The sequence below is a fragment of the Lysinibacillus sp. 10T31 genome (assembly GCF_056394365.1).
This window is the reverse complement of the sequence record NZ_JBFTHS010000002.1, coordinates 151,122-177,546: the sequence shown is the minus strand read 5'-3', so window position 1 is coordinate 177,546 and position 26,425 is coordinate 151,122. Positions and strand designations below refer to the sequence as shown.

Here is a 26,425-nt window from a genome sequence, read left to right as displayed (position 1 = left end):
GTAAATTTTCTGAAAGTTGATAAAGAAGTGCTTTACTTTTATAGTAACTATCAAGCATGATATAAATAAAAAATCGATATTATTATATGGATAGAATAGAGGGGTGTTATTATGAAGTTTACTTCAGTATTTGATATTATTGGACCAGTGATGATTGGGCCTTCTTCTTCTCATACGGCAGGTGCGGCACGAATTGGACGCGTTGCTAGAGATTTATTTGGAAGACAACCAAAGTGGGCGAAAATCCACTTATATGGTTCGTTTGCTGAAACGTATAAAGGACATGGAACAGATGTAGCTTTGGTAGGGGGCCTATTAAATTACGATACATTTGATGAACGGATCAAAACAGCTTTTGCCGATGCGGAAAAAGCAGGCTTAGATTATGAGTTTATCCCAGAAACAGCAAATATGGAGCATCCGAATACAGCTCGCCTTGTGATTGGCGATGATGAAGGAGAGATGTCTGTCGTTGGTATTTCTATCGGTGGCGGTAAAATTGAAGTGAGTGAAGTTAATGGCTTCAAGCTACGTCTAACAGGTGGCATGCCAGCAATCCTTGTTGTTCATGATGATCGTGCTGGCTGTATTGCCAATGTGGCAAATTGCTTAGCGATGCATGCAGTCAACATTGGCCATATGGAGGTTTCACGTATAGAACGTGGTTTAACGGCCCTTATGGTGATAGAAATCGATCAAAACATTGAGGATAAAGTATTACAACAAATTTCTTTAATACCACATATTTCGAAGGTTTCTAAAATTAATAACTAAGGAGGTGCACGAATATGGACGTATTGTTTCATAATGTTCGTGAACTAGTTGAACGAGCGGAGCAAGAAGGAAAGCTAATTTCTGAAATTATGATTGAGCAAGAAATGTTAATAACTGGACGCACAAGAGAAGAAATTATACAGCAAATGGACAATAATTTAACGGTGATGGAAGAAGCTGTTGAAAGAGGCTTGAAGGGTGTAAAATCTGTAACGGGCTTAACAGGCGGTGACGCAGTATTACTTCAAAATTACATTGCGCAAGGCAAGTCGCTGTCGGGGGATTTATTATTAGACGCAGTAAGTAAAGCGGTTGCAACAAATGAAGTTAACGCGGCTATGGGTACAATTTGTGCTACACCAACTGCAGGCTCGGCTGGTGTTGTACCAGGGACACTGTTTGCAGTGAAGAACAAACTAAATCCGACACGTGAGCAAATGATTCGTTATTTATTTACATCGGGTGCTTTCGGCTTCGTTGTTGCCAATAATGCTTCGATTTCAGGTGCTGCTGGTGGCTGTCAAGCAGAGGTTGGCTCAGCTGCTGGTATGGCGGCGGCAGCGATTGTAGAGATGGCTGGTGGTACGCCACAGCAATGTTCAGAAGCATTTGCCATTACACTGAAAAATATGCTGGGGCTTGTTTGTGACCCAGTAGCGGGATTAGTGGAGGTTCCTTGTGTTAAGCGAAATGCTATGGGAGCGGCAAATTCCCTTGTGGCAGCGGATATGGCACTTGCAGGGGTCACAAGTCGCATCCCATGTGACGAAGTGATTGGTGCGATGTATCGAATTGGACAATCTATGAGTCCGAATTTAAAAGAAACTGCACGTGGAGGCCTTGCTGCAACGCCAACAGGTAAAGCTATTAGCAAAGCCATCTTTGATAATGGCAATTTAGAAAGTATCAAATCACTGCAAAAATAAAAATATTTAACACGCTTTTCCTAAGTGGAAGGCGTGTTTTTTTTGAGGCAATATAAATGAAAAGTTATATAATGATAATTGAATCTATATAAATGCGTAGCATCTATTGTTCAAAAATGTTAAACGCAAACAACAATATTATGAAAGCTAAGAGTAATCGTAAGAAAGGGGAAAACTCAAATGCTGAAAAATAGTATGGTTAAACGAATGATTGTAGGTAAAGTACTTGTGGTGAAAAAATTTGGAGGAGCTGTCGTGCAAGGTGACTGATTTAACGAGCCCCGTTACTAAATTAAAGGGAATCGGGAAAGAAACAGCAGGACATTTAGAGGCATTAGGCATCGAGACAATCGCGGATTTGTTATGGACGTTTCCGCATCGACATGAGGATTTTCGTTTAAAGGATTTGACACAAACACCACATAATGAACGTGTCACTGTTGAGTGTAAAGTTGAACGTGAGCCGACAGTTTTGTTTTTAGGTCGCAATAAATCACGATTACAAGTCACGGTGCTAGCGGGTCGTCATTTAGTTAAGGTTGTTTTTTTTAACCAAGGCTATTTGAAGCAGAAGCTTGTACCAGGAGCTATTATTACCGTTACAGGGAAATGGGACAGGGGTAGACAAGTAATCAATGGAACGTCTGTAACGTTTGGTCCTAAGACAGATCAGGTCGACTTTGAACCGGTTTACAGTTTAAAAGGTTTGATTCCGCAAAAGCGTTTTCGTAAATATATGCGCCAGGTGTTAGATGAGTTAGGTACAGAGATACCAGATGCTGTTCCGCAGCATTTACAGGCGGATTATAAGCTTGCTTCAATGCGAGATGGGCTTGAGGGAATTCATTTCCCTGTTGATGCAGGACATGCTAAACAGGCTAGAAGACGCTTTGCCTATGAAGAGTTACTAAACTTTCAACTACGTATTCAAGCGTTACGTAAAATCCGAAAGGACAGTGAGCACGGTACAGTTATACAGTTTGATTTGCAAAAGTTACGTGCCTTTATTACATCGTTACCCTATGAATTAACAGGTGCACAAAAACGCGTCGTTAATGAAATTTGCAAAGATTTGAAAGAGCCGCATCGTATGAATCGCTTACTTCAAGGTGATGTAGGGTCGGGGAAAACCGTTGTTGCGGCAATATGTTTATACGCAGCTGTAACTGCTGGTTTTCAGGGGGCCTTAATGGCGCCGACGGAAATTTTAGCTGAGCAGCATGCTGAAAATTTGATGGAATGGTTTGAGCCATTTGGCGTACGTGTTGCTTTACTATCTGGCTCGACAAAAGCAAAGGAGCGTCGTTTACTGTTAGAAGAACTGGCAAACGGAAACATAGATATTTTAATTGGTACACATGCGCTCATTCAGCCTGATGTCGTTTTTTACAAGCTTGGTTTTGTTATAACAGATGAACAGCATCGTTTTGGTGTAGAGCAGCGTAGAATATTGCGTGATAAAGGAGAAAATCCAGATGTTCTCTTTATGACGGCTACACCAATACCACGTACACTGGCAATTACAGCATTTGGAGAAATGGATGTTTCAATGATTGATGAAATGCCAGCAGGGCGTAAGCAAATTGAAACACATTGGATGAAAAAAGAGCAATTTGGCTCTGTTATGTCAAAGCTAGAATTAGAGCTTGCTGCTGGTAGACAGGCTTATGCTATTTGTCCACTGATCGAGGAATCCGACAAGCTGGATGTACAAAATGCTGTAGAAATCTATGAGCAGCTGGCAGCATATTTTAATGGACGTTACAATGTCGGATTAATGCATGGTCGCCTATCCGCGGATGAAAAAGACGCTGTCATGCGAGCTTTTAGTGAGGGAACTATTCACGTGCTCGTGTCTACAACAGTTGTCGAGGTTGGGGTTAACGTACCGAATGCAACTTTTATGATTATTTATGATGCTGAACGCTTCGGCTTAGCTCAGTTGCATCAGCTACGTGGGCGTGTTGGGCGGGGTGAACATCAGTCATATTGTGTGTTGTTAGCCGATCCTAAATCGGATGAAGGTAAAGAGCGAATGCAGTCGATGACGGAAACGAATGATGGCTTCCGCCTTGCTGAAAAGGATTTGGAACTACGTGGACCGGGTGATTTCTTTGGGCGCAAACAAAGTGGTTTGCCTGATTTTAAAGTAGCGGATTTAGTGCATGATTATCGAATACTTGAAACTGCGAGAAAAGATGCGACGGATATGCTTAAGACTGATGCTTTTTGGCATGATGATGAGTATAAATATTTACGTGAAATGCTTGAAAATTCAGGTGTTTTACAAGGGGAACGCTTCGATTAACTGAATATTTGATGCTCAATTAGGAATGTGAGCACTTGTTTTTAAAACAAGTCTTGCATTCTTTTTTTATACTCTATATACTGATATTAGTACCAAGTGCTAATAACAACTAAAAAGGTGGCGAATGATGTTGAGACGAACGAAAAAAGAGCGACAGCGACTATTATCCGAAACGATAGCTGATAATCCATTCGTCACAGATGAACAGCTAGCAACACAGTTTCAGGTTAGTGTCCAAACAATTCGTTTAGATCGTATGGAATTAGCGATTCCAGAATTACGAGAACGAATTAAAGATGTTGCTTCGAAAACCTATGAAAATGAAGTGAAATCTCTACCGATTGATGAAGTGATCGGAGAAATAATTGATATTGAATTGGATAATCGTGCATTATCTATTTTTGATGTAAAAGAAGAACATGTTTTTCAGCGCAATGGCATCGCACGTGGACATCATTTGTTTGCGCAGGCAAACTCATTAGCGGTAGCAGTTATTGACGACGAACTAGCATTGACAGTACATTCTAACATTACCTTTGTGAAACCTGTTAGAGCTGGAGATCGTGTTATTACAAAAGCAACCGTTATCGGACGTGATGAAAAAAGTCATCGTACAAAAGTAGAGTTAACGTCCACTGTTAACGGTGAAACAGTTTTTGTTGGTGAATTTGATATGTACCGCACGAAAGGTAAAGGTGAACAACAATGAAATTAGCGCTTGATGGAATGGGTGGAGACAACGCACCAAAATCAGTTGTTGAAGGTGCTTTATTAGCATTAGAGCAAATTCCAAATTTAGAAATTCAATTATATGGTCAGCAGCAAAAGCTTGAACCATTTTTAAAAATACATGATCGATTAACTGTAGTACATTGTGATGAAGTTGTCGAAGGAACAGACGATCCAGCACGCGCTGTTCGTCGTAAAAAGGATTCATCAATGGCAAGAATGATGGATGCCGTTGAAGAAGGAAAGGCGGATGCTTGTCTTTCAGCAGGTAATACAGGTGCTTTAATGGCAGGAGGCTTATTTAAAGTAGGACGTATTGAAGGGATTGCTAGACCTGCTCTAGCTACTACACTTCCTACTTTAGATGGTAAGGGCTTTTTAATGCTTGACTTAGGGGCAAATGCAGACGCGCGACCTGAGCATTTATTGCAATATGCGATTATGGGCGATATTTATGCGAAAAAGGTAGGCGGCTTACAAAAGCCACGTATCGGCTTATTAAATATCGGTACTGAGGATAAAAAAGGAAATGATTTAACGAAGGCAGCTTTTGGATTATTAAAAGAAGCGGATTTAAACTTTATCGGTAACGTTGAAGCTCGAGATTTACTTGAAGGGGTAGCAGATGTTGTTGTAACAGACGGCTTTACAGGTAATATGGTGCTGAAATCGATAGAGGGTACTGCTGGCGCGTTATTTTCAATGTTAAAAGAGGCGTTCATGTCTTCAACAAAAACAAAAATTTCGGCAGCGCTTATGAAAAATAATTTGCGTGACCTGAAAAATAAAATGGACTACACAGAGTACGGTGGTGCAGGCTTGTTTGGTTTACAAGCACCTGTGATTAAGGCACATGGCTCATCCAATGCCAAAGCAATATACAGTGCAATTCGCCAAGCAAATACGATGGTTGAGCATACAGTCATCTCGACGATTACAGATACAGTACGTCACTTAGAAATTGATTAACTTCTTTCAGCTGGTGTCCAAACACCCACTGAAATAGAGGAACTCAGTCTAAGAACGCCACGTCCTGTGGCAACGACTGAGTGACCAACATCATGCTGTGTTGTTGCTGTCGCTACGCTTTCGCACAGACAAAAACACGTTGCTGACGCTGCGTTAGCACTACGCTTTCGCGCAAAAAACATCATGTTGGTCTAAAGCCTCCGGCGGATGTCATGGAATCGGAAAGGAGTTCACATAGGATGTTAGCTTAAAATCATCGCATCCATGCGATAACGGCTAACTGACCTGCATCGGTAAAAACGCCACGTCCTGTGGCATTACCGAAATGACCGACATCGTGTCGGCCCTCACGCAGGCCTTAGCACAAAGCCGATTCCGGACGTAAATTATGCCGAGGTATAATTGATTAAAAAGGGGATTAATGAAAAATGACGAAAATAGCATTTGTTTTTCCGGGCCAAGGTTCTCAAGTAGTTGGGATGGGGCAAGAGTTTATCGAGAATGCGGCAGAAAGTAAAGCGTTTTATGAGCGTGCAAATCAATCGCTTGGCTTTGAGCTTTCTAAGCTTATGTTAGAAGGACCAGCCGAGGAGCTAACATTGACTTACCATGCGCAGCCGGCATTGTTAACTACTGGTGTGATGGTTGCAGAAAAATTACTTGCAGCAGGTATTAAGCCAAATTATGCAGCTGGACATTCACTTGGAGAATATAGTGCATTAGTAATCGCTGGTGTGCTTTCGTTTGAGGATGCAGTTTCTGTTGTGCATAAGCGTGGGCTTTATATGAATGAAGCTGTACCTGCAGGACAAGGTGCTATGGCAGCTATTCTAGGGATGGAGCTTGAGGCACTGCATGAAGTAACTGAAAAAGTTTCGGCAGCAGGTGATCCAGTTCAGGTAGCAAATGTAAACTGTCCAGGGCAAATCGTTATTTCTGGTACGAAGGAAGGCGTTGAAAAGGCGTCTTTAGCAGCGAAGGAAGCTGGTGCAAAACGAGCAATTCCTTTAGTTGTTAGTGGTCCATTCCATTCAGAGCTAATGCGACCATCATCTGATAAATTAAAAGCAGCGTTGGCTGATATATCGTTATCAGCTCCACAAATCCCAGTAATCGGCAATGTAATGGCGAAAGGATTAGAGGATGTTCCAGCTATTCAGCAAGAATTAGTAGAACAAGTATATAGCGCTGTGCAATGGGAAGCATCTGTGCGTGAAATGATTGCACAAGGTGTGGATGTCTTTATTGAGTGTGGACCAGGCAAAGTATTAAGTGGATTAGTGAAGAAAATTGATCGATCTGTTGCGACATACTGTGTTTATGATGAAGCATCATTAGAGGCTGTACTAGAAGCGGCGAAGGAGTGGACAATTAATGCGTAAATTAGAGGGTAAAGTAGCTGTTGTAACTGGTGCTTCACGTGGAATAGGACGATCTATAGCATTAAAGCTTGCTGATGAAGGTGCTAAAGTTGTCGTTAACTACAGCGGTTCACAGGCAAAGGCAGAGGAAGTTGTCGCGGCGATTCAAGAGAATGGCGGCGAGGCTATAGCCGTACAAGCGAGTGTTTCAAAGACAGAGGAAGTTTCAGCATTAATGGATGCAGCCGTGAAAACATTCGGCTCGCTTGATATTTTAGTCAATAATGCGGGTATTACTCGTGATAACTTGTTAATGCGTATGAAAGAAGATGAATGGGACGATGTACTAGATACGAACCTAAAAGGTGTTTTCCTTTGTACGAAAGCAGTAACACGTCAAATGATGAAGCAACGTGCAGGCCGTATCATCAATATTTCATCGATTGTCGGCGTAGCTGGTAATGCAGGGCAAGCTAACTACGTAGCTGCAAAAGCAGGTGTTATTGGGCTAACTAAAACAACTGCAAAGGAATTAGCTTCACGTAATATTTTAGTAAATGCAATTGCACCAGGCTTTATAGAAACTGAAATGACTGAGCAACTACCAGAAGATATAAAACAAAGTATGCTTACGCAAATTCCTCTAGCGAAACTTGGGCAGCCTGAGGATATTGCAAAGGCCGTAGCTTTTCTAGCTTCAGATGATGCTAACTATATGACAGGTCAAACGTTACATATAGATGGCGGTATGGTAATGTAATTTCAAATAGTCATAGATAATGATTTTTTGTATAATCATTGAGGGGAGGTGAATGTTTTGTCTACAGTATTAGAACGCGTAACAAAAGTAATCGTGGACCGTTTAGGTGTTGAAGAAAGTGAAGTTACTCTAGAAGCTTCTTTCCGTGATGATTTAGGTGCTGACTCATTAGACGTAGTTGAGCTTGTAATGGAGCTTGAAGACGAATTCGATATGGAAATTTCTGATGAAGATGCTGAAAAAATCTCAACAGTTGGTTCTGCAATTTCATACATCGAAAGTAAAATAAACTAATCGTTTAACTTTATATAGCAGAGATTAATCACCTCTACTGGTGCTGACATGGATGCGGTCATTATACAATAAATGTTTATGATTGAATAAAGTTAAAGCCTTTGGCAGAAATTACTCATGCTTTTCTTCGGTGTGAAGAGTAGATACTATGCTGAGGCATGTTTAAAAAGGGGACGAAATGGTTCGTTTAGCGAACTGTGATCGTCCTCTTTTTTTTATATTCATTCAGTAGAAGACATTCGCTTCTGAAGGTGGTAAGAAGAACTACAAGAGTCGTTCTTTTTTAGTAAGTGTCCTAACACCTACTGAGTGACCAACATCGTGTTGCTGCCGCTACGTTAGCACTGCGCTTTCGCACAAAAAACATTTGTTGGTCTAAAGCCTCCGGCGGATGTCACGGATTTTGAAACGAACGAATAAAGGATGTTAGCCTAAAACCTTCGCATCATGCGAAAACGACTAACTGACCTGCATCGTGCAGGCCTAGGCATAATTCAAAATCCGGATGCAATTTCGCCTTGGCGAAATTGACCTTGAAAAAATTAATTTCCAAAACATTGTATTTAAGTCGAAATACTTTTGCATAAATGCCTTGAAAAAGGTACACTTAAACGGTAGAAACTATTAGGAAGGCAGATTGTTCAATGGCTATGAAAAGAAAAGGAACTATGCAGAAATCTGGCGTGCTTCCTGAAAAAGTACGCAATCAATTCGAGCTGTTACAGCATGAATTAAATATCACATTTATTAATAAAAATTTATTGTATCAAGCATTCACGCATTCATCTTATGTGAATGAGCATCGCCGTAAATTGTTTACGGATAATGAGCGTCTTGAATTTTTAGGAGACGCAGTACTTGAACTGTCTGTTTCTAAATACCTTTTTGAGAAATACCCTCATATGAGTGAGGGTGAACTGACGAAGCTACGAGCATCCATAGTATGTGAGCCGTCACTTGTTATCTTTGCAAATGAATTAGGCTTTGGTCGCTTTGTTTTACTTGGAAAAGGTGAAGAATTAACAGGTGGACGGGAACGCCCAGCGTTACTTGCAGATGTATTTGAGTCATTTGTAGGTGCCCTTTATTTAGATCAAGGCTTACAAACGGTTGTGTGCTTTTTAGAACGAATCGTATTCCCGAAAGTAGAAGTCGGTGCTTTTTCGCATGTGATGGATTTCAAAAGTCAATTGCAAGAAATGGTACAGCAAACAAATAACGGCCTTCTTCATTATGAAATTATTGATGAAAAGGGTCCTGCGCATAACCGTACCTTTGTATCGAGCGTACTATTAAATGGGCAAGAGCTTGGTATTGGTCGTGGGAAATCAAAAAAAGAAGCCGAGCAGCAAGCTGCGCAATGTGCGATGCGTTCAATACGTGAGCAAACTGCAAAAGAGGAGGCTTAATAGATGTTCCTAAAACGACTCGAAGTGATTGGCTTTAAATCTTTTGCGGAGCGCATTGGAATTGATTTTGTACCGGGTGTTACAGCGGTGGTTGGACCAAATGGTAGTGGAAAAAGTAATGTCATTGATGCCATTCGATGGGTACTTGGGGAGCAATCGGCAAAGTCGTTACGTGGGGCAAAGATGGAGGATGTTATTTTTGCGGGCAGTGACTCACGTAAGCCACTAAACTTTGCAGAGGTAACGTTAATTTTAGATAACACAGATGAACAACTTGCTTTTTCATATACAGAAGTTAGCGTAACAAGACGCGTATACCGTTCAGGTGATAGTGAATATTTACTAAATAACCAGCAGTGTCGCCTGAAGGATATTACGGACTTGTTTATGGACTCAGGACTTGGGAAAGAGGCATTCTCCATTATTTCTCAAGGCCGTGTCGATGAAATTTTAAATAGCCGACCTGATGATCGTCGCTCAATTTTTGAAGAGGCAGCTGGCGTATTAAAGTATAAGCTAAGAAAGAAAAAGGCAGAGCATAAACTTGTTGAAACAGATGAAAATTTGTATCGTGTTTTAGATATTTTACATGAGCTAGATAGTCGTCTGGAGCCGTTAGAAATTCAGGCATCAAGTGCAAGAGATTATGTGCAAATGTCAACAGAGTTAAAGGATTTTGATATCGCTATCCTTGTGCACGATTTAAAAAATTGTGCACAATCTTTGCATGCTCTGAAAGCTGAGTATACGGAGCTATATGAAACGGAGCAAAAACAAGCTCATCATATTTCCTCGATAGAAAAGCAAACTGCAAGTATTCGTAAGCTTTTAAAAGAGCTAGATGATTATCTTGATACGACTCAGGCTGAGTTTGTTAATGCAACGATGGAGGTAGAGCGTTGGGATGGTCGTAAAGCGTTAATGGCTGAAAAGCGACAAAATGCTTCTAATCAACTACTTCAATTGAATACGGCATTACAAGAAGCAAAAGATGAGGTTGAGGCTCTTATAGCTCAAGAGCAAGAGAAAAAAGAAGTGTTCACTGATAAACAGCAAGAGATTACTGCGCTTAAACAAAGCATTAAGCAATTAGAACAATCTTTAAATCGCTCTGTTTCTGAAATTGAAGAAGAAATTGAAGAACAAAAAAATCGATATATCGATTCCTTAAACGAAGAAGCAACAGTTAAAAATGAATTAAAAAATATCGAACAACAGTTAGCGCAGCAAAAAGCGATGGCGACACGAATGTCAGACCAAACTGATGAAATCGGGCAAGAGCTTGCGCAAATTCTAACTGAAAAAGAGAAGTTAGTTGTTGCTCATACTACAACATCTAACGAATTGCAGGGAAAACTTGAGCAATATGAAGCGATGCAAATACAGCTTAAAAACGTCAATGCATCATTTAATGAAAAGCAGGATATGCTTTATAAAGCTTATCAGCATCAGCAACAACTAAAAGCTAGAAAAGATACGCTAGCTGAGCTTGAAGCAGATTTCTCTGGGTTCTTCCATGGAGTAAAAGAAGTATTATTAGCACGTGATAAAGGTGAACTAGCTGGGATTGAAGGAGCCGTTGCTGAGTTAATCCAAGTGGATGGGAAATATTCTCAGGCTATTGAAACAGCATTAGGGGCAGCTTCTCAGCATATTGTGACAACCAATGAACAATTTGCTCAACAGGCAATTCATTGGTTAAAACAAAAGAGAGCTGGACGCGCAACATTTTTACCTAAAACAGTTATCAAGTCACGGAAAATCAATCTATCTATGATTCAGCTAGCCACTGAGCATCCAGCATTTGTCCAAATGGCTGATGCACTTGTAACGTTCGATGAAAACAACCGCACAATTGTTGAGAACCTCCTTGGTAATGTTATCGTTGCATCGAGTTTAGAAGGTGCAAGCCAAATTGCTCGATTATGTGGGTTTAGATATCGTGTTGTAACACTTGAAGGTGATATCGTCAATGCAGGCGGTTCATTAACAGGTGGTTCAGTGAAGCAACAATCTTCACTCTTTACAAGAAAAGCGGAATTAGATGGTTTAATAGTAAAGCTAGAATCGTTGGAAGCATCTATTTATGGTGCTGAACAGGCTGTCTCAGTTGAGAAAGAGAAGCTTGCAACATTGCGAGACAAAGTAGAACAATTGAAGCTTGACGGTGAGCAACTACGAAAAGATGAAATGCAACAGGCGAGTCGTATACGCGAGCTAGAGGTTGGCGAGAAAAGCTTATCTGCACGAGTATCTTTTGCTTCTAATGAAACACAAGATGTAAAAACACGCGAAGAAGCATTGTTAACTCAAAAGGAAGCGGCGACGGTACGTTTAACGGCATTAGCAACAGAACTGTTAGAGATAAATGAAACAGTAGAACAACTAAGTAAGGTGAAGCTACAAAGTGAATCGGAGAAAGATGTACTTCGTGAGCAGTCAGCAGAAAAACGCTCGCAGTTAGCGGTTATGCAGGAGCAAATGTCACAAGTACAAATTGCTACAGCCGAGTTAGCCCTACAATTAAACAAATCTCGTCAAAAATTTGACAATATTTCTCAGGAAATAATCTGGCTTCAATCTGATGAATCGACAAAACTTTTAAGCGATGAAGAAGTGGATGAGCAAGTTGCTACGTGGAAAGTTAGAAGAGATTCGCTGCAGGACACTATTTCACAGAAAAAAGATGAAAAGGTAGCACAACAACAAGAGCTTACTACTTTAGAAGAACAGCTGAAGGAATTGCAACGTACACATAAAGGCTACCTTGAAGCGATACGTGCAAATGAATTGAAGCGAAGTCGCGTAGAATTTGAAATCAATAATTTCAATGAACAGCTTGAAGAAAACTATCAGCTAACATATGAGGAAGCTGAGGAGTTAGCCCTTGCAATTGAAGATGAAGAGCATATGCGACGTCGAGTGAAATTACTGAAGAAATCTATAGAGGAACTAGGTCCTGTTAATTTAAGCGCCATTGAGGAATACGATCGTGTACTTGAACGCCATTCATTTTTAACAGAGCAGCGTGAAGATTTACTTGCTGCACAAGAAACATTACATGAGGCTATTAAAGAAATGGATGAAGAAATGACGCTACGATTTAGCGAAACCTTCTATGCCATTCGAGAGCAATTTAAACGTGTATTCCGTGAATTGTTTGGTGGAGGACAGGCGGATTTAGTGTTATTGGACCCTCAAAATCTGCTAGAAACAGGTATAGAAATTGTAGCACAACCTCCAGGGAAAAAATTGCAAAACCTAAGCTTGCTTTCAGGTGGAGAACGTGCACTAACTGCAATCGCTTTATTATTCTCCATCCTAAATATTCGACCTGTACCATTTTGTATTCTCGATGAGGTAGAGGCGGCTTTAGATGAGGCGAATGTCGTTCGATATAGCCAATATTTAAAGAAATTTAGCCTTAATACGCAATTTATTGTGATCACACATCGTAAAGGAACGATGGAGGGAGCGGATGTGTTGTATGGTATTACAATGCAGGAATCTGGCGTATCTAAACTTGTATCAGTAAAATTGGAAGATGAACCCGTACTTGCGGAGCAAAGGAGCGAACAAGCATGAGTTTTTTTAAACGTTTAAAAGATAAATTGACAGGCAATCCCACCGAGGAAGAAAAAGTAGTAGCAATCAATGAAGAAGAAGCTGCTAAACAGAAGCAAGACGAAGCAACAGAGCCTGCTCAAATTGAAGCAACTATAGATGAAATGGAACAAGTCGAGGAAGTTTCTGTAACGGAAACCTCAATTGAAACAGAAACTCCTGTAGCAAGTGAAGAACAAGAGCAACAAGAGCAACAAGAAGTACAAGAGGTCGCAATAGTAGAAGAACCTGTAAAGGAGAAAAAACCTTCTGCATGGTCTATTACACAAAAGTTCAAGGCTGGTCTTGAAAAAACGCGTAATTCATTTACTTCTAAAGTAAACGACCTAGTTGCTCGTTATCGAAAAGTGGATGAAGATTTCTTTGAAGAATTAGAAGACTTATTATTACAGGCAGACGTTGGCTTTGAAACAGTAATGGAGCTAATGGACAAATTACGCTTTGAGGTTCAGCGTAAAAATATAAAAGATACAAACGGTATTCAAACGCTTATTTCTGAAAAACTTGTGGAAATTTATGAGCAAGGAGAAGAGGATTTAATCGAGCTTAATGTGCAACCTGAAGGTGAGCTTACGGTAATTTTATTCGTAGGGGTAAATGGTGTTGGGAAAACGACGACAATCGGTAAACTTGCCCATCGTCTAAAATCACAAGGTAAAACAGTTGTTTTAGCAGCAGGTGATACTTTCCGTGCTGGTGCCATCGATCAATTACAAGTTTGGGGAGATCGTGTAGGCTGTGAAGTGATTAAGCAATCGGAAGGTTCAGATCCAGCGGCGGTTATGTATGATGCAATTCGTGCAGCGAAAAACCGTAATGCAGATGTGTTAATTTGTGATACAGCAGGGCGCTTACAAAATAAAGTAAACTTAATGAATGAGCTTGAAAAAGTTCATCGAGTAATCTCTCGTGAGGTACCAAATGCTCCGCATGAAGTACTATTAGCATTAGATGCAACAACAGGTCAAAATGCACTTGTTCAAGCACAAACATTTAAGGAAGCTACAAATGTAACGGGGATCGTTTTAACAAAGCTTGACGGCACTGCAAAAGGCGGTATTGTTCTTGCTATTCGTAATAAATTACACATTCCTGTGAAGTTTGTTGGTCTTGGCGAAAAAATGGATGATTTACAACCATTTGATGCAGAGCGTTATGTGTATGGCTTATTTGCTGATGGTTTAGATAAAGAATTACAAAATAGTGAGGACTAGGTTCATCACCGATGTGGATGACTTTTGTTAAAACGTATACTATTTAAATAAGTTGATTGGAGTGGAGGCTGGGCGACTCCTTGGGGATTAGCGTCACAGATGAGACCCTGGAGCGAGCATCGCGAGTGAAGCGGCTCATCGGACGCCCCCAGGAAAGCGCCCAGTCGGAACGGAAATCAACCACACGCTTGGTTATGGTCCGAGGATTAACATTTAAGTAAGTAAATTTGTAATTGCGCTCGTCTGTGCAGGTGAATCGCATTGTTTAAAAGGGAAATACTGGCTCTAGGTGGAAAACGCCTAAAGCAGTTAATTAAAGCTTTTAGACAAGGAGATTACCTTGACACAGACGGGCGCTTTTCGTTATGATACAAATGACTAATAACGGGAGGAGAAACATTCGATGCTACTTGAAAAAACAACACGCATGAACTTTCTCTTCGATTTTTATCAAGCATTATTAACAGATAAGCAAAGAAGTTATATGGAGCTCTATTATTTAGATGATCACTCACTTGGAGAAATCGCTGAATCGTATGGGGTTTCACGCCAAGCTGTTTATGATAATATTCGTCGAACAGAAGCGATGCTTGAAGAATATGAAGAAAAACTATGTTTACTTGAAAAATTTCAACAACGTACACAAATGCTTGCGCAGCTAACAACAGGGATTACAGAACAAAGTATGACAATTGAAGAGCAGCTAACGCTTATAGAACAGTTGAAAGAATGGGATTAGGAGGCGAAAGCAATGGCTTTTGAAGGATTAGCGGAACGACTCCAAGGAACGATCCAAAAGATTAAAGGTAAAGGTAAAGTATCGGAACAAGACGTTAAAGAAATGATGCGAGAAGTCCGATTTGCTTTAATCGAGGCGGATGTTAACTTAAAAGTAGTCAAAGAATTCGTTAAAAAGGTCAGTGAACGTGCTGTCGGTGTAGATGTTATGCAAAGCTTAACACCAGGTCAGCAAGTTATTAAAATCGTACAAGAAGAATTAACAGAATTAATGGGTGGCGAGCAAAGCCCAATTAAATTTAATACAAAGCCACCAACTGTTATTATGATGGTCGGCTTACAAGGTGCAGGTAAAACGACAACTACAGGTAAATTGGCAAATGTGTTACGTAAAAAATATAATCGTAATCCATTACTAGTTGCTGCAGACGTTTATCGTCCAGCGGCTGTTCAGCAGTTACAAACATTAGGAAAGCAGTTATCCCTACCTGTTTTTGCGTTGGGAACCGATGTATCTCCAGTAGAAATTGCACGTCAGGCAATTGAATTGGCAAAGGAAGAACATCATGATGTCGTTATTATCGATACAGCAGGTCGCTTGCATATCGATGAAGATTTAATGCAAGAATTAAAAGATATTCGTGCGTTAAAAGAGCCGGATGAAGTATTCCTAGTTGTAGATGCTATGACAGGTCAGGATGCTGTCAACGTGGCAGAAAGCTTTAATGAAGCAGTCGGTATTACAGGAGTTGTTTTAACAAAGCTAGATGGTGATACACGTGGTGGTGCGGCGCTTTCAATTCGTTCCGTTACACAGAAGCCCATTAAGTTTGTTGGTATGGGTGAGAAGATGGATGCGCTGGAACCTTTCCATCCAGAGCGTATGGCGTCTCGTATATTAGGAATGGGTGACGTCCTATCACTTATTGAAAAGGCTCAGGCAAATGTTGACGAAGCAAAGGCTAAAGAACTAGAGGAAAAATTTAAAACCCAAAGCTTTACATTTGATGATTTTGTTGAGCAATTGCAGCAAGTAAAGAAAATGGGTCCGCTTGACGAAATTTTAAAAATGTTACCAGGTGCCGGCAAAATCAAAGGCTTAGACAATGTTAAAGTTGATGATAAGCAAATGGGTCGCGTAGAAGCGATTATTTATTCGATGACACCTGCTGAAAAGACGAATCCAGAAATTATTAACGGTAACCGTAAAAAGCGTATAGCAAAGGGTTCTGGGACATCAATTCAAGAGGTAAATCGTCTATTGAAGCAATTTGAAGAAATGAAAAAAATGATGAAGCAAATGACAGGCATGGCGAGTGGCAAAGGAAAGAAAAAGATGAAACTCCCAGGCTTCGATTCATTGTTTAAATAATATTTTATAGGTGTTAAGAAAAAACACTTTACAAACAACCTAAACATTGATAATATACTATCTTGTGTGAAACTTATTCGGAGGTGCTATTAAAATGGCAGTTAAAATTCGCTTAAAACGTATGGGAGCTAAAAAATCTCCTTTCTATCGTATCGTAGTTGCAGACGCTCGTTCACCACGTGACGGTCGTTCAATCGAAACAGTTGGTACTTACAACCCACTAACTAAACCAGCTACTGTAAACATTGATGAAGAGAAAGCTCTTAAATGGTTAACTGACGGTGCAAAACCATCAGATACAGTACGTAACTTGTTCTCAGAACAAGGTATCATGGAAAAATTCCATAACCAAAAATTCAGTAAATAATCGGGGGCGAGGTCTTTGAAGCAGCTGATTGAAGCAATCGTTTTACCGTTAGTCGATTATCCAGAAGAAGTTCGTATAGAGACGGATGAAAATGCAAATCGAATTGTTTATAAACTTTTTGTTCATCCAGAGGATCGAGGGAAAGTCATAGGCAAGCAAGGGCGAGTGGCGAAAGCGATTCGTACAATTGTTTATTCAGCGGCGGGTAGTCACCATCAAAAAAAGACCTACGTCGATATATTGGATTGAAAGAAAAGATTTTCACGCTCTTTTATATGCAACAAGCACTGGAGAGTCCTGACAGGTATGTTTACATGCGCTTAGGAATTTGAAGTGGCCTTGAGGTAAAGCGTAAAATCTGGACTTAAAAGGAAGGAGCTTGCCGGTTCCTTCCTTTTTTTATTATCTTAGTTACATTGAGAGATAATTGAACATAATGACATTGAGGAAGACTAGTCAACGTCTAAGCTATAACACCGTCCACCAAAAGTTAATCTGCTTCTTTAGGTGAAAGTGAGAGATGGTTACTTTTGATCTGGCTAGCTAGTAGCTTGACGTGGATGAGTTTGTTTAGCATTTTTATCTTCATTCAGCATAAGACTCCCATCTCTTAAGGTGGTGAGATGAATGAGGATGTGATTCCTTTTCAGTGGGTGTCAAACACCCGCTGATACAAAGGAACTCAGTCTAAGAACGCCACGTCCTATGGTGACGACTGAGTGACCAACATCACGTTGGCCTAAAGCCTCCGGCGGATGTCACGGATTTTTAAAGGAATGAATTAAGGATGTTAGCCTAAAACCTTCGCATCCTGCGAAAACGGCTAACTGACCTGCCTCGTGCAGGCCTGGGCACAATTCAAAATCCGGACGCATTGTTTATCTGCGCGAAAGCAAAGCGTTAGCAGCAAATGTTTTCTGTAGCGAAAGCGAAGCGGCAGCTACAATTACGCCAAGGCGAAATTGATACGAGGTGAGATTTGAATGGAATGGTTTAATGTAGGTCGTATTGTCAATACGCATGGTATTCGTGGTGAGGTGCGTATATTATCAACAACAGATTTTGAAGAAGAGCGCTTCGCAGTAGGAAATAAGCTTGCGGCGTTTAAGAAAGACGATAAAAAGCCAACATGGGTAACAATTGAATCAATGCGTCGTCATAAAAACTTCATTTTATTAACTTTTGAAGGAATGTATAACATCAATTTTGTGGAGCCTTTCAAAGAAGGCATGCTCAAAATTACGAAGGATCAAATGTCAGATGATTTATTAGAGGAAAATGAATATTACTTCCATGATATAATTGGCTGTTCAGTTGTTTCTGAAGAAGGCGAAACAATCGGAGTAATAACCGACATTCTTCAAACAGGTGCTAACGATGTATGGGTAGTCAAGGGCACTAAAAAAGAGCATTACATCCCATATATCGCGGATATCGTCAAGGAAATTGATGTTGATGAGAAGAAAATAGTGATATATGTAATGGAAGGTCTGCTATGATGAATATTCATGTGTTAAGTTTATTTCCTGATATGTTTACAGGCGTCTTTGGTGCATCCATATTAAAGAAAGCACAGGAAAAAGGTGCTGTAAATCTGGAAGTAACTGATCTCCGTGGATTTTCGGGTAACAAGCATAATCAAGTAGACGATTATCCGTATGGTGGTGGTGCGGGAATGGTGTTAAAACCAGAGCCGATGTTTAGCGCTGTCGAGGCCATTACTGAAGGGAAAAATCCTCGTATCATTTTGATGTGTCCACAAGGTGAACGCTTTACTCAAAAAAAGGCAGAAGAGCTAGCGCAAGAAAAAGAGCTAGTATTTTTATGTGGTCATTATGAAGGTTATGATGAACGCATTCGTCAGCATCTTGTCACAGACGAGATTTCAATTGGGGATTTCGTATTAACGGGTGGCGAGTTAGGCGCTATGACGGTTATAGATAGCGTTGTACGACTTCTGCCGGGGGTTTTAGGACAAGAGGATTCCCACATACAAGATTCGTTCTCAACGGGTCTTCTAGAGCACCCACATTATACACGCCCTGCTGAGTTTCGCGGAATGAAAGTACCTGATGTTTTACTATCGGGCAATCACGCAAAGATTGAGCAATGGCGTATGGAAGAATCTTTGAAAAGAACATTCGAGCGTCGTCCTGATTTATTCGAGAATTATCCATTAACAGACAAACAAAAATTGTATTTAGAAAAACTTAAAAACAACGATAAAGATGCTTGATTGCTATCTATATTTATGATAACATCTATTCTGTACTTCTATGTGGAGTACTGAATTACGGTGTTCCGCTGTGGCATAGATTGCGTGCAAGAGCATCTGTCTAAGGAGAGAAAACAATGTCAAACATTATTACAGAGATTACAAAAGCTCAGCTTCGCACTGATCTACCAACTTTCCGTCCAGGTGATACTGTTAAGGTACACGTGAAAGTAGTAGAGGGTACTCGTGAACGTGTACAAGTATACGAAGGTGTAGTAATTAAACGTCGTGGTGGCGGTATTAGCGAAACTTTCACAGTTCGTAAAATTTCTTATGGTGTAGGTGTTGAACGTACATTCCCTGTACACACACCAAAAATCGCTAACTTAGAAGTTGTACGTCGTGGTAAAGTACGTCGTGCTAAACTTTACTACCTACGTAACCTACGTGGTAAAGCTGCTCGTATTAAAGAAATTCGATAATTATGACTTAAAAGTGAGGGGCTTGTGCAACAAGCCCCTTTTCTTTTTGCTTGTCATCATAAATAGCTATCAACTAAAATGAGGATAGACAAGGGGGCATATCTCGATGGAAAAACAGATAAAGGAAAAGAATGAACTATGGGAATGGACAAAGGCACTTCTAATTGCATTTGCGATTGCAGCGATTATTCGTTATTTTTTATTTACACCCATTGCAGTAGATGGCCAATCCATGATGCCAACCCTTGAAGATGGCGACCGTATGATTGTGAATAAAATTGGTTATAAAATAGGTGAACCAAAACGCTTTGATATTGTTGTATTCCATGCTCCTGAGAAGAAAAACTATATTAAACGTGTTATTGGGCTTCCGGGAGATACATTGGAATATAAAAATGATCAATTATACATTAACGGTGAACCGATAGACGAACCTTATTTAGATGACTACAAATCAAAAATTACAGAAGGTACATTAACAGAGGATTTTACATTAAAAGATATTGATGTAAACCTAGATGTAATTCCAGAAGGCTATGTTTTCGTTATGGGAGATAATCGTCGGTACAGTAAGGACAGTCGTATTATTGGAGTCGTCGATCAAAAAGAGATTATCGGTAATACAAGTCTGATTTTCTGGCCGTTTAGTGATATTAAAATTGTAAAGTAATTCTTGAAAGGGAGGGCTAAACACTCCCTTTTTCTTTTAGTTTAGGAGGTATAGATATGACTATACAATGGTTTCCAGGGCATATGGCAAAGGCCCGTAGAGAAGTAACAGAAAAATTAAAGCTAGTTGATATTATATTTGAATTAATAGATGCACGTTTGCCTATATCTTCAAGAAATCCGATGATAGACGAAGTGATTAATCAAAAACCACGTCTCCTTATCTTAAATAAATCAGATATGGCAGATGAGCACGAAACACGTAAATGGGTTGAATACTTTGCACAACGTGGCCATAAGGCAGTAGCAATCAATTCCCTTGAAGGTAAAGGATTACAGCAGGTTACAAAGGCTGCTCAAGAAATATTAAAAGAAAAATTTGACCGTATGAAGTCACGTGGGATGAAGCCAAGAGCTATTCGTGCAATGATTGTTGGAATTCCAAACGTAGGGAAATCGACGCTAATTAATCGCCTAGCAAAGAAAAATATAGCAAAAACGGGGAATACTCCAGGGGTCACTAAGGCTCAGCAATGGATAAAGGTTGGCAAGGAGCTTGAATTACTCGATACGCCAGGTATTTTATGGCCGAAATTTGAAGATCAAGAAGTAGGCTTTAAATTAGCCTTAACAGGTGCTATAAAGGATACAATTACTAATATGGAGGATTTAGCTGTATATGGTCTACGCTTTTTATCCATTCATTATCCGGCACGAATGGAAGAACGCTATGGCTTCAAGTTTATCCATGAAGATTTAGTGGATACCTTCGATCATATCGGAAAACTTCGTCGTGTTTTCGGTCCTGGAGGAGAAATCGATTATGATCAAGTAGCTCAACTGATCGTTCGAGATATTCGTGGCTTGCAATTAGGCAAACTAACATTTGACTTTGTTAGCGAACAACTTGAAAAAGAAACAGAGCAGTAATAATACGAAACTTTAATTAGTGGGCGTTTTTCGTCTCCGCTGATTATTAGTCTTCACCAATCGGGCATTTACGAGCAGTGAATCCTCACTTAAAATCTTTGCTTTCGATACAGATAAAATACTGCCCGTTAATGCGGGATAACGAACGTAAAACTGTCATACTCACGCCATAAATCGTGAGCGTGACAGTTTTTCTTTTAGGAATACTTCTTTTTGCCGATAAATGATATAGAGCGAGAAAAAGAAATTATATTATTATTGATATAGAAAAAAGGGAGTACATATTTTTGGTTTATCACCAAAAGTTGAGGATGTCTTTTATTAAAACATATGCTGTATATAAGTTGATTGGAGTGGAGGCTGGGCGACTCCTTGGGGATCAGCGTCACAGATGAGACCCTGGAGCGAGCGACGCGAGTGAAGCGGCTCATCGGACGCCCCCAGGAAAGCGCCTAGCCGGAACGGAAATCAACCACACGTTATGGTGATGATTCATATTTTGAGAGAATCCAATACCTTCTAGTGAAAAAATGATGATATTAGTAGAATGCTCGATAACAGTCAGCGCAAAATAGCTTTGAACTGTTGATGTAGACAAAAAGGGAGTAAATATATGAAAACGATTAAAGAAATTACTACAGCATTGAAGGAAGCGGAGGAATGGCAGGACTGGATGACAGGGATAGCAACTGATGAACGTGCAGGTGTGCAAAAGGCTTGGCAAAGCTGGGAGAAGCGCCAAGAGAAAAAGCAACAGTTACTGCAGGAACATCAAGCGAAAGTTGATTTCGATCAAAGTTACGGGGGAGAAAATACCTTAATTGCAGGAGTAGATGAAGCAGGGCGTGGACCGTTAGCAGGGCCGGTAGTAACAGCAGCTGTTATTTTACCTGCAAACTGTGAGGCACTAGTCGGATTAAATGATTCAAAGCAATTATCAAAAGATAAACGAAATGCTTATGCTGCTTTAGTAAAAGAGCATGCATTATGTTATTTTATCCATTTTCAATCAGCACAACAAATTGATGAATTAAATATTTACGAAGCGACGAAGCAATCGATGAAGATAAGTGTTGAATCGTTATCTATTAAACCTAATTATGTGCTAGTTGATGCTATGACGCTACCAATCTCTATTTCACAGGATTCAATAATTAAAGGGGATGCGAAAAGCTTAGCTATTGCAGCTGCATCGATCTTAGCGAAAACGGCTCGAGATGATTATATGGATCAATTGGACGAGGAATTCCCTATGTATGGTTTTGCTCAGCATGCAGGATATGGAACAAAACAGCATTTAAAAGCACTTGAAGAGTATGGTCCAACTATTCATCATCGCAAATCATTTGAGCCGATAAAGTCAATGCTTTAACTCAGCAATGTTTTATGTAGCGAAAGCAAAGCGACAGCTACAAATATTTTTTGTGCAAACATCCGTTGAAATAAGTAAATGCTCCGGCGGATATCATTTTGAAAACATAATAGCAAACAAAAAATAAAAGGCACATCAGCAAAAGTTAGAAATGACTATTTGTTAAAACGTATATAAGTTGATTGGAGCGGAGACTGGGCGGCTCATCGGAAGCCCCCAAGAAGCTTTGCTCTGTGCGAAAGCGTAGCGACAGCAACAACAAATGTTTTATCTGTAGCGAAAGCGAAGCGGCAGCTACAAAGCGCCCAGTAGGAGCGGAAATCAACCCCGAGTAAAAAAAGACGCCAATTACGCCAAGGAGTAATTGATGAAAGGAGTATGTATATGACAGCCACATCTTTTAATCCGATTCAAATACAACAAACTGCTTTAACCCCAGCTAATCAGTCACTCACTTTAAAACAAGGACAAGTATTTCAAGGAACAATCAAACAATTATATCCAGATCAAATGGCAGAAATTCAAGTTGGTCATCAGAAATTTATTGCTAAACTCGAAGTACCACTAAAAGCAGGAGACGCCCACTTCTTCCAAGTAACTGGTACAAGCCCACAAACAGAACTAAAAGTTGTTACGGGACCTATGGAGCAAACAGCTTCCCAAAGTCAACAAATTAATCAGTTACTTGAATCAATGAATTTGCCAAAAACAGCTGAGATGCAGCAACTTCTAGCTCATTTTATGAAAGCGCAGCTACCGATTTCAAAAGAGCAGCTGATGCAGGCAGAAATGTGGTTAAAGGCATTACCAGAGGACATTACTAAGATGGATGCCCTGCAAGCCATTCAAAAAATGATAGAGTTTAAAATGCCAATGACAAATGATGTTTTTCAAGCTCTTATTAGTGGACAAAAAACTACTGGCATGATTTCAGTAATGGAAAACTTTACACAGCTTTTAACGAAAGAAATAGCTTTACCAGAAAACCTTAAGCAAAATCTAATGCAACAGGTACAGGCTATTGCAAAGCCTTTTGAAGTAGAAACAGGTAGTTTAGTACTTGCTAAGTCCGTCCAAATATTAATGAATAATGCTGCTTCTATGAGTGACAAGATTCAAGCCATGAATATGTTAAAGGAGGCAGGGATACTTCCTCAACAGGCTACCTTGCAAAATTGGTCAAGTTTTAGCGATATAAAGTCTATACAGTCAAATCAGTTTCAACAGGCTGGAGAAGTTATTCAATCAATTTTAACGACAAAATCTGACAATATAAATCAGCTTGTTGACCAGCTTAAATCTTGGACAGCAAATCAAAGCTTACTAACCAACGAACAAAAGCAGTTATTAAATCAACTTATCGATCGATTTAATCAGCTACCAGCAACTAAACAAACTCTAGAGATTTTTGCAAAACAGATGCAAGAACAACTTATTAAGGCGTTTGCAGAAAATTCTTCGGAGCGTTTATTTACACAAGACGCTAATGCTCTTTCAGTAAAGGACCATTTATTATCGCTTTTAAAGCATGAAGCTACAACTCCGCTACAAAATGAAGCGTTCATGCGAAGTCTTATGAAAAATAGTGTTGAATCCCCTCAATCAATGATTCAGCAGATCGTTACGCAAGCAGATGCCCATGTACAAAATTCTATGGACAGTAAAGCGATGGAACATGCACTTAAAACGGTACTAAAAAATCTAGGGGTTAGCTATGAAGCGACACTTAATAATAAGTCAGCAGATTTACAGCAGATTGCACATCAATTAAAACCGCAGCTGCATACATTATTGCAGGAAACACATATTTCTCCGCAGATGAAGGAAGCCGCAGAAATGTTAATGACACGAATGAACGGCATGCAGCTTGCGTCTGGGGAGAATGGTCATCAGCATCAGCTTATTATGCAAGTACCATTAGACTTCTTTGGCAAGAAAATGGATGCAACATTGCAGTGGAATGGGCGCATGAAAGAAGACGGTAAAATTGATGCCAATTATGCGCGTATATTATTTTATTTACAAATGGAATCTATGAAAGAGACGGTTATTGATATGCAAGTTCAAAATCGTGTAGTTTCTGTGACAGTATTTAATGAAAATAATGATATTATTCCGCTTGCAGAACCATTAAAAGCAGCCTTGAAAATAGGACTAGCTGAAAAAGAATATCAACTTTCAGGTGTTTTTATTAAACAATTTGAAAAAAACCAACCTGAAAAAACCCCTGTAGTAGAACAGCAGGAGGAACATAGTGGGGTGGATTTTCGCATATGAGTGAAGAAAAATTTACTCGAAAAGAGGCTATCGCTCTCACGTATAAGTTAGGACGTTTTGATAGTCCAACTGTAGTAGCAAAAGGAAAAGGGAAAATAGCAGAAAATATATTAGCACGCGCGAATGAGCACGATGTCCCGATTTATGAGGATCCAAACCTTGTTCAATTACTTGGACAATTAGATCTAAATGAGTCAATCCCAGAAGAATTGTATGAAGCTGTTGCTGAAGTTTTTGCGTTTATTTATCGATTAGACCAACAACATGCTAGAAAATATAGAAAAGATAGAGAATTCTGATATTCATAAAACTCTGTTTTAGTACACGAAGTAGCATAAAATGTCATATAAAAAGATAAAAAATGAATAAGAGACAAAGTATAGACTTTATCAGAATCTTTCGTTAGAATAGATTATGTTAGTAAAACAATTTTATGCAAATGTTTGATGGGAGGATGTATTATGAATATCCATGAATATCAAGGGAAAGAGATTCTTAGAAAATATGGTGTAGCTGTACCAAACGGAAAAGTTGCTTTTTCCCCTGATGAAGCAGTGAAAGTAGCGAAAGAACTTGGCTCTAATGTGACAGTAGTCAAGGCGCAAATTCATGCAGGTGGACGCGGTAAAGCAGGGGGCGTGAAAATCGCTAAAAACCTTGACGAGGTGCGTACATACGCAAAAGAATTACTAGGTAAAATTTTAGTAACTCATCAAACAGGTCCAGAGGGAAAAGAAGTAAAACGCTTATATATTGAAGAGGGTTCTGATATTCAAAAAGAATACTATTTAAGTCTAGTATTAGACCGCGCAACATCCCGTGTAACAATGATGGGGTCTGAAGAGGGCGGTATGGATATTGAAGAAGTAGCGGAATCAAATCCAGAAAAAATCTTCAAAGAAGTTGTGGATCCAGTTGTTGGATTAACAGCTTTCCAGGCACGTCGCATGGCGTTCAATATGAATATTCCAGCTAACCTAGTAGGGAAAGCTGTTAAATTAATGTTAGGCTTGTATCAAGCATTTATCGACAAAGATGCTTCGATTGTAGAAATTAATCCACTTGTTGTAACTGGACAAGGTGAAGTTGTAGCATTAGATGCTAAATTTAATTTCGATGCAAATGCGTTGTATCGTCATAAAGATATTGTCGAATTACGTGATTTTGATGAAGAAGATCCAAAGGAAATCGAAGCATCAAAATATGACCTTAGTTATATTTCTCTAGATGGCAACATTGGCTGTATGGTTAATGGAGCTGGTCTTGCGATGGCTACGATGGACACAATTAGCTATTATGGCGGAAGCCCTGCTAACTTCTTAGATGTAGGCGGCGGTGCAACGGCAGAAAAAGTAACAGAAGCTTTCAAAATTATTCTTTCTGATTCACATGTAAAAGGCATTTTCGTAAACATTTTTGGCGGAATTATGAAATGTAACATTATTGCCGAGGGTGTTGTGACAGCTGCCAAAGAAATTGGCTTAGCTGTGCCGTTAGTTGTACGTTTAGAAGGTACAAATGTAGAACTTGGAAAAGAGATTTTAAATGCATCTGGTTTAAACATCGTTGCAGCGGATTCAATGGCTGACGGTGCACAAAAAATTGTGGGACTAGTAGGCTAAGGAAGGCAGGGAG

The 26,425-nt window shown here is 39.7% G+C and carries 26 protein-coding genes; 25 read left to right on the top strand and 1 reads right to left on the bottom strand.

Annotation, left to right across the window (positions count from 1 at the left end; genetic code table 11):
* Positions 1-111: 111 nt before the first annotated feature.
* The 5 genes from sdaAB (at position 112) to plsX (ending at position 5,706) form a co-directional block, all read left to right on the top strand.
* Positions 112-774 carry an L-serine ammonia-lyase, iron-sulfur-dependent subunit beta gene (gene sdaAB, locus AC1DCY_RS02125; protein WP_477347021.1) on the top strand — a complete coding sequence of 221 codons (663 nt, stop codon included), beginning with the start codon at positions 112-114 and terminating at the stop codon, positions 772-774.
* A 14-nt stretch (positions 775-788) separates the two neighbouring features.
* Positions 789-1,700 (top strand): L-serine ammonia-lyase, iron-sulfur-dependent, subunit alpha, encoded by a 912-nt coding sequence (sdaAA, locus tag AC1DCY_RS02120; protein ID WP_376069041.1) that lies wholly within the window; start codon positions 789-791, stop codon positions 1,698-1,700.
* Between the two features lie 262 nt (positions 1,701-1,962).
* Complete coding sequence (gene recG / locus AC1DCY_RS02115; RefSeq protein WP_477347018.1) at positions 1,963-4,008, top strand: ATP-dependent DNA helicase RecG; 2,046 nt, start codon at positions 1,963-1,965, stop codon at positions 4,006-4,008.
* A 130-nt stretch (positions 4,009-4,138) separates the two neighbouring features.
* Positions 4,139-4,717: a transcription factor FapR gene (fapR, locus tag AC1DCY_RS02110; RefSeq protein WP_477347016.1), complete on the top strand. Its 579-nt coding sequence runs from the start codon at positions 4,139-4,141 to the stop codon at positions 4,715-4,717.
* On the top strand, positions 4,714-5,706 hold the full coding sequence (gene plsX / locus AC1DCY_RS02105) for a phosphate acyltransferase PlsX (protein WP_477347014.1): 993 nt from the start codon (positions 4,714-4,716) through the stop codon (positions 5,704-5,706). Before fapR ends, plsX begins: the two co-directional genes overlap by 4 nt.
* Here the strand turns inward: plsX and AC1DCY_RS02100 are convergent.
* Positions 5,703-5,891: a hypothetical protein gene (locus AC1DCY_RS02100; RefSeq protein WP_477347013.1), complete on the bottom strand. Its 189-nt coding sequence runs from the start codon at positions 5,889-5,891 to the stop codon at positions 5,703-5,705. The two genes, plsX and AC1DCY_RS02100, sit on opposite strands and share 4 nt — an antisense overlap.
* A gap of 243 nt (positions 5,892-6,134) precedes the next feature.
* Between AC1DCY_RS02100 and fabD the strand changes: the two genes are divergently transcribed.
* The 20 genes from fabD to sucC all read left to right on the top strand — a co-directional run bounded on the left by fabD (position 6,135) and on the right by sucC (position 26,412).
* Positions 6,135-7,088, top strand: coding sequence for an ACP S-malonyltransferase (gene fabD / locus AC1DCY_RS02095; protein ID WP_477347011.1), 954 nt, complete (start codon positions 6,135-6,137; stop codon positions 7,086-7,088).
* Positions 7,081-7,827: a 3-oxoacyl-[acyl-carrier-protein] reductase gene (fabG, locus tag AC1DCY_RS02090; RefSeq protein WP_477347009.1), complete on the top strand. Its 747-nt coding sequence runs from the start codon at positions 7,081-7,083 to the stop codon at positions 7,825-7,827. The genes fabD and fabG overlap by 8 nt, the downstream gene beginning before the upstream one ends.
* 57 nt (positions 7,828-7,884) lie before the next feature.
* Positions 7,885-8,121 (top strand): acyl carrier protein, encoded by a 237-nt coding sequence (acpP, locus tag AC1DCY_RS02085; RefSeq protein ID WP_008181678.1) that lies wholly within the window; start codon positions 7,885-7,887, stop codon positions 8,119-8,121.
* Positions 8,122-8,765: 644 nt separating this feature from the next.
* On the top strand, positions 8,766-9,530 hold the full coding sequence (rnc, locus tag AC1DCY_RS02080) for a ribonuclease III (protein WP_477347007.1): 765 nt from the start codon (positions 8,766-8,768) through the stop codon (positions 9,528-9,530).
* 3 nt (positions 9,531-9,533) lie between these two features.
* The gene (gene smc, locus AC1DCY_RS02075) at positions 9,534-13,115 is read left to right on the top strand and encodes a chromosome segregation protein SMC (protein ID WP_477347005.1); all 3,582 of its coding nucleotides are present in this window, start codon (positions 9,534-9,536) and stop codon (positions 13,113-13,115) included.
* Positions 13,112-14,368, top strand: coding sequence for a signal recognition particle-docking protein FtsY (gene ftsY / locus AC1DCY_RS02070; protein ID WP_477347004.1), 1,257 nt, complete (start codon positions 13,112-13,114; stop codon positions 14,366-14,368). The genes smc and ftsY overlap by 4 nt, the downstream gene beginning before the upstream one ends.
* An 80-nt stretch (positions 14,369-14,448) precedes the next feature.
* Complete coding sequence (locus tag AC1DCY_RS02065) at positions 14,449-14,589, top strand: hypothetical protein (protein ID WP_477347002.1); 141 nt, start codon at positions 14,449-14,451, stop codon at positions 14,587-14,589.
* A 182-nt stretch (positions 14,590-14,771) separates the two neighbouring features.
* Positions 14,772-15,107 (top strand): putative DNA-binding protein, encoded by a 336-nt coding sequence (locus AC1DCY_RS02060; protein ID WP_132357463.1) that lies wholly within the window; start codon positions 14,772-14,774, stop codon positions 15,105-15,107.
* A gap of 12 nt (positions 15,108-15,119) precedes the next feature.
* A complete protein-coding gene (ffh, locus tag AC1DCY_RS02055; RefSeq protein WP_477347000.1) occupies positions 15,120-16,478 on the top strand; it encodes a signal recognition particle protein in 1,359 nt (452 codons plus the stop codon).
* Positions 16,479-16,572: 94 nt separating this feature from the next.
* Positions 16,573-16,845 (top strand): 30S ribosomal protein S16, encoded by a 273-nt coding sequence (gene rpsP, locus AC1DCY_RS02050; RefSeq protein ID WP_049668417.1) that lies wholly within the window; start codon positions 16,573-16,575, stop codon positions 16,843-16,845.
* A 15-nt stretch (positions 16,846-16,860) separates the two neighbouring features.
* Positions 16,861-17,094 carry a KH domain-containing protein gene (locus AC1DCY_RS02045; RefSeq protein WP_004269410.1) on the top strand — a complete coding sequence of 78 codons (234 nt, stop codon included), beginning with the start codon at positions 16,861-16,863 and terminating at the stop codon, positions 17,092-17,094.
* 734 nt (positions 17,095-17,828) lie between these two features.
* Positions 17,829-18,344: a ribosome maturation factor RimM gene (rimM, locus tag AC1DCY_RS02040; RefSeq protein WP_477346997.1), complete on the top strand. Its 516-nt coding sequence runs from the start codon at positions 17,829-17,831 to the stop codon at positions 18,342-18,344.
* A complete protein-coding gene (gene trmD, locus AC1DCY_RS02035) occupies positions 18,344-19,081 on the top strand; it encodes a tRNA (guanosine(37)-N1)-methyltransferase TrmD (RefSeq protein ID WP_477347111.1) in 738 nt (245 codons plus the stop codon). The genes rimM and trmD overlap by 1 nt, the downstream gene beginning before the upstream one ends.
* 116 nt (positions 19,082-19,197) lie before the next feature.
* Positions 19,198-19,542, top strand: a complete 345-nt coding sequence (gene rplS, locus AC1DCY_RS02030; RefSeq protein WP_049668419.1) for a 50S ribosomal protein L19 — start codon at positions 19,198-19,200, stop codon at positions 19,540-19,542.
* Between the two features lie 106 nt (positions 19,543-19,648).
* Positions 19,649-20,212: a signal peptidase I gene (gene lepB, locus AC1DCY_RS02025; protein WP_477346995.1), complete on the top strand. Its 564-nt coding sequence runs from the start codon at positions 19,649-19,651 to the stop codon at positions 20,210-20,212.
* A gap of 56 nt (positions 20,213-20,268) precedes the next feature.
* Positions 20,269-21,141 carry a ribosome biogenesis GTPase YlqF gene (gene ylqF, locus AC1DCY_RS02020; RefSeq protein WP_477346993.1) on the top strand — a complete coding sequence of 291 codons (873 nt, stop codon included), beginning with the start codon at positions 20,269-20,271 and terminating at the stop codon, positions 21,139-21,141.
* Between the two features lie 613 nt (positions 21,142-21,754).
* Positions 21,755-22,513: a ribonuclease HII gene (locus tag AC1DCY_RS02015; protein WP_477346991.1), complete on the top strand. Its 759-nt coding sequence runs from the start codon at positions 21,755-21,757 to the stop codon at positions 22,511-22,513.
* 384 nt (positions 22,514-22,897) lie between these two features.
* The gene (locus tag AC1DCY_RS02010; RefSeq protein WP_477346989.1) at positions 22,898-24,790 is read left to right on the top strand and encodes a hypothetical protein; all 1,893 of its coding nucleotides are present in this window, start codon (positions 22,898-22,900) and stop codon (positions 24,788-24,790) included.
* A complete protein-coding gene (locus tag AC1DCY_RS02005) occupies positions 24,787-25,089 on the top strand; it encodes an EscU/YscU/HrcU family type III secretion system export apparatus switch protein (RefSeq protein ID WP_477346987.1) in 303 nt (100 codons plus the stop codon). The genes AC1DCY_RS02010 and AC1DCY_RS02005 overlap by 4 nt, the downstream gene beginning before the upstream one ends.
* 162 nt (positions 25,090-25,251) lie before the next feature.
* Positions 25,252-26,412: an ADP-forming succinate--CoA ligase subunit beta gene (sucC, locus tag AC1DCY_RS02000; RefSeq protein ID WP_477346985.1), complete on the top strand. Its 1,161-nt coding sequence runs from the start codon at positions 25,252-25,254 to the stop codon at positions 26,410-26,412.
* The last annotated feature ends 13 nt before the right edge of the window (positions 26,413-26,425 follow it).

Coding starts and splice junctions, on each gene's coding strand:
- sdaAB (WP_477347021.1), top strand. CDS start 112: ATGAAGTTTACTTCAGTATTTGATATTATTGGACCAGTGATGATTGGG.
- sdaAA (WP_376069041.1), top strand. CDS start 789: ATGGACGTATTGTTTCATAATGTTCGTGAACTAGTTGAACGAGCGGAG.
- plsX (WP_477347014.1), top strand. CDS start 4,714: ATGAAATTAGCGCTTGATGGAATGGGTGGAGACAACGCACCAAAATCA.
- AC1DCY_RS02100 (WP_477347013.1), bottom strand. CDS start 5,891: ATGATGTTTTTTGCGCGAAAGCGTAGTGCTAACGCAGCGTCAGCAACG.
- fabD (WP_477347011.1), top strand. CDS start 6,135: ATGACGAAAATAGCATTTGTTTTTCCGGGCCAAGGTTCTCAAGTAGTT.
- fabG (WP_477347009.1), top strand. CDS start 7,081: ATGCGTAAATTAGAGGGTAAAGTAGCTGTTGTAACTGGTGCTTCACGT.
- rnc (WP_477347007.1), top strand. CDS start 8,766: ATGGCTATGAAAAGAAAAGGAACTATGCAGAAATCTGGCGTGCTTCCT.
- smc (WP_477347005.1), top strand. CDS start 9,534: ATGTTCCTAAAACGACTCGAAGTGATTGGCTTTAAATCTTTTGCGGAG.
- ftsY (WP_477347004.1), top strand. CDS start 13,112: ATGAGTTTTTTTAAACGTTTAAAAGATAAATTGACAGGCAATCCCACC.
- AC1DCY_RS02060 (WP_132357463.1), top strand. CDS start 14,772: ATGCTACTTGAAAAAACAACACGCATGAACTTTCTCTTCGATTTTTAT.
- ffh (WP_477347000.1), top strand. CDS start 15,120: ATGGCTTTTGAAGGATTAGCGGAACGACTCCAAGGAACGATCCAAAAG.
- rpsP (WP_049668417.1), top strand. CDS start 16,573: ATGGCAGTTAAAATTCGCTTAAAACGTATGGGAGCTAAAAAATCTCCT.
- rimM (WP_477346997.1), top strand. CDS start 17,829: ATGGAATGGTTTAATGTAGGTCGTATTGTCAATACGCATGGTATTCGT.
- trmD (WP_477347111.1), top strand. CDS start 18,344: ATGAATATTCATGTGTTAAGTTTATTTCCTGATATGTTTACAGGCGTC.
- rplS (WP_049668419.1), top strand. CDS start 19,198: ATGTCAAACATTATTACAGAGATTACAAAAGCTCAGCTTCGCACTGAT.
- lepB (WP_477346995.1), top strand. CDS start 19,649: ATGGAAAAACAGATAAAGGAAAAGAATGAACTATGGGAATGGACAAAG.
- ylqF (WP_477346993.1), top strand. CDS start 20,269: ATGACTATACAATGGTTTCCAGGGCATATGGCAAAGGCCCGTAGAGAA.
- AC1DCY_RS02015 (WP_477346991.1), top strand. CDS start 21,755: ATGAAAACGATTAAAGAAATTACTACAGCATTGAAGGAAGCGGAGGAA.
- AC1DCY_RS02010 (WP_477346989.1), top strand. CDS start 22,898: ATGACAGCCACATCTTTTAATCCGATTCAAATACAACAAACTGCTTTA.
- AC1DCY_RS02005 (WP_477346987.1), top strand. CDS start 24,787: ATGAGTGAAGAAAAATTTACTCGAAAAGAGGCTATCGCTCTCACGTAT.
- sucC (WP_477346985.1), top strand. CDS start 25,252: ATGAATATCCATGAATATCAAGGGAAAGAGATTCTTAGAAAATATGGT.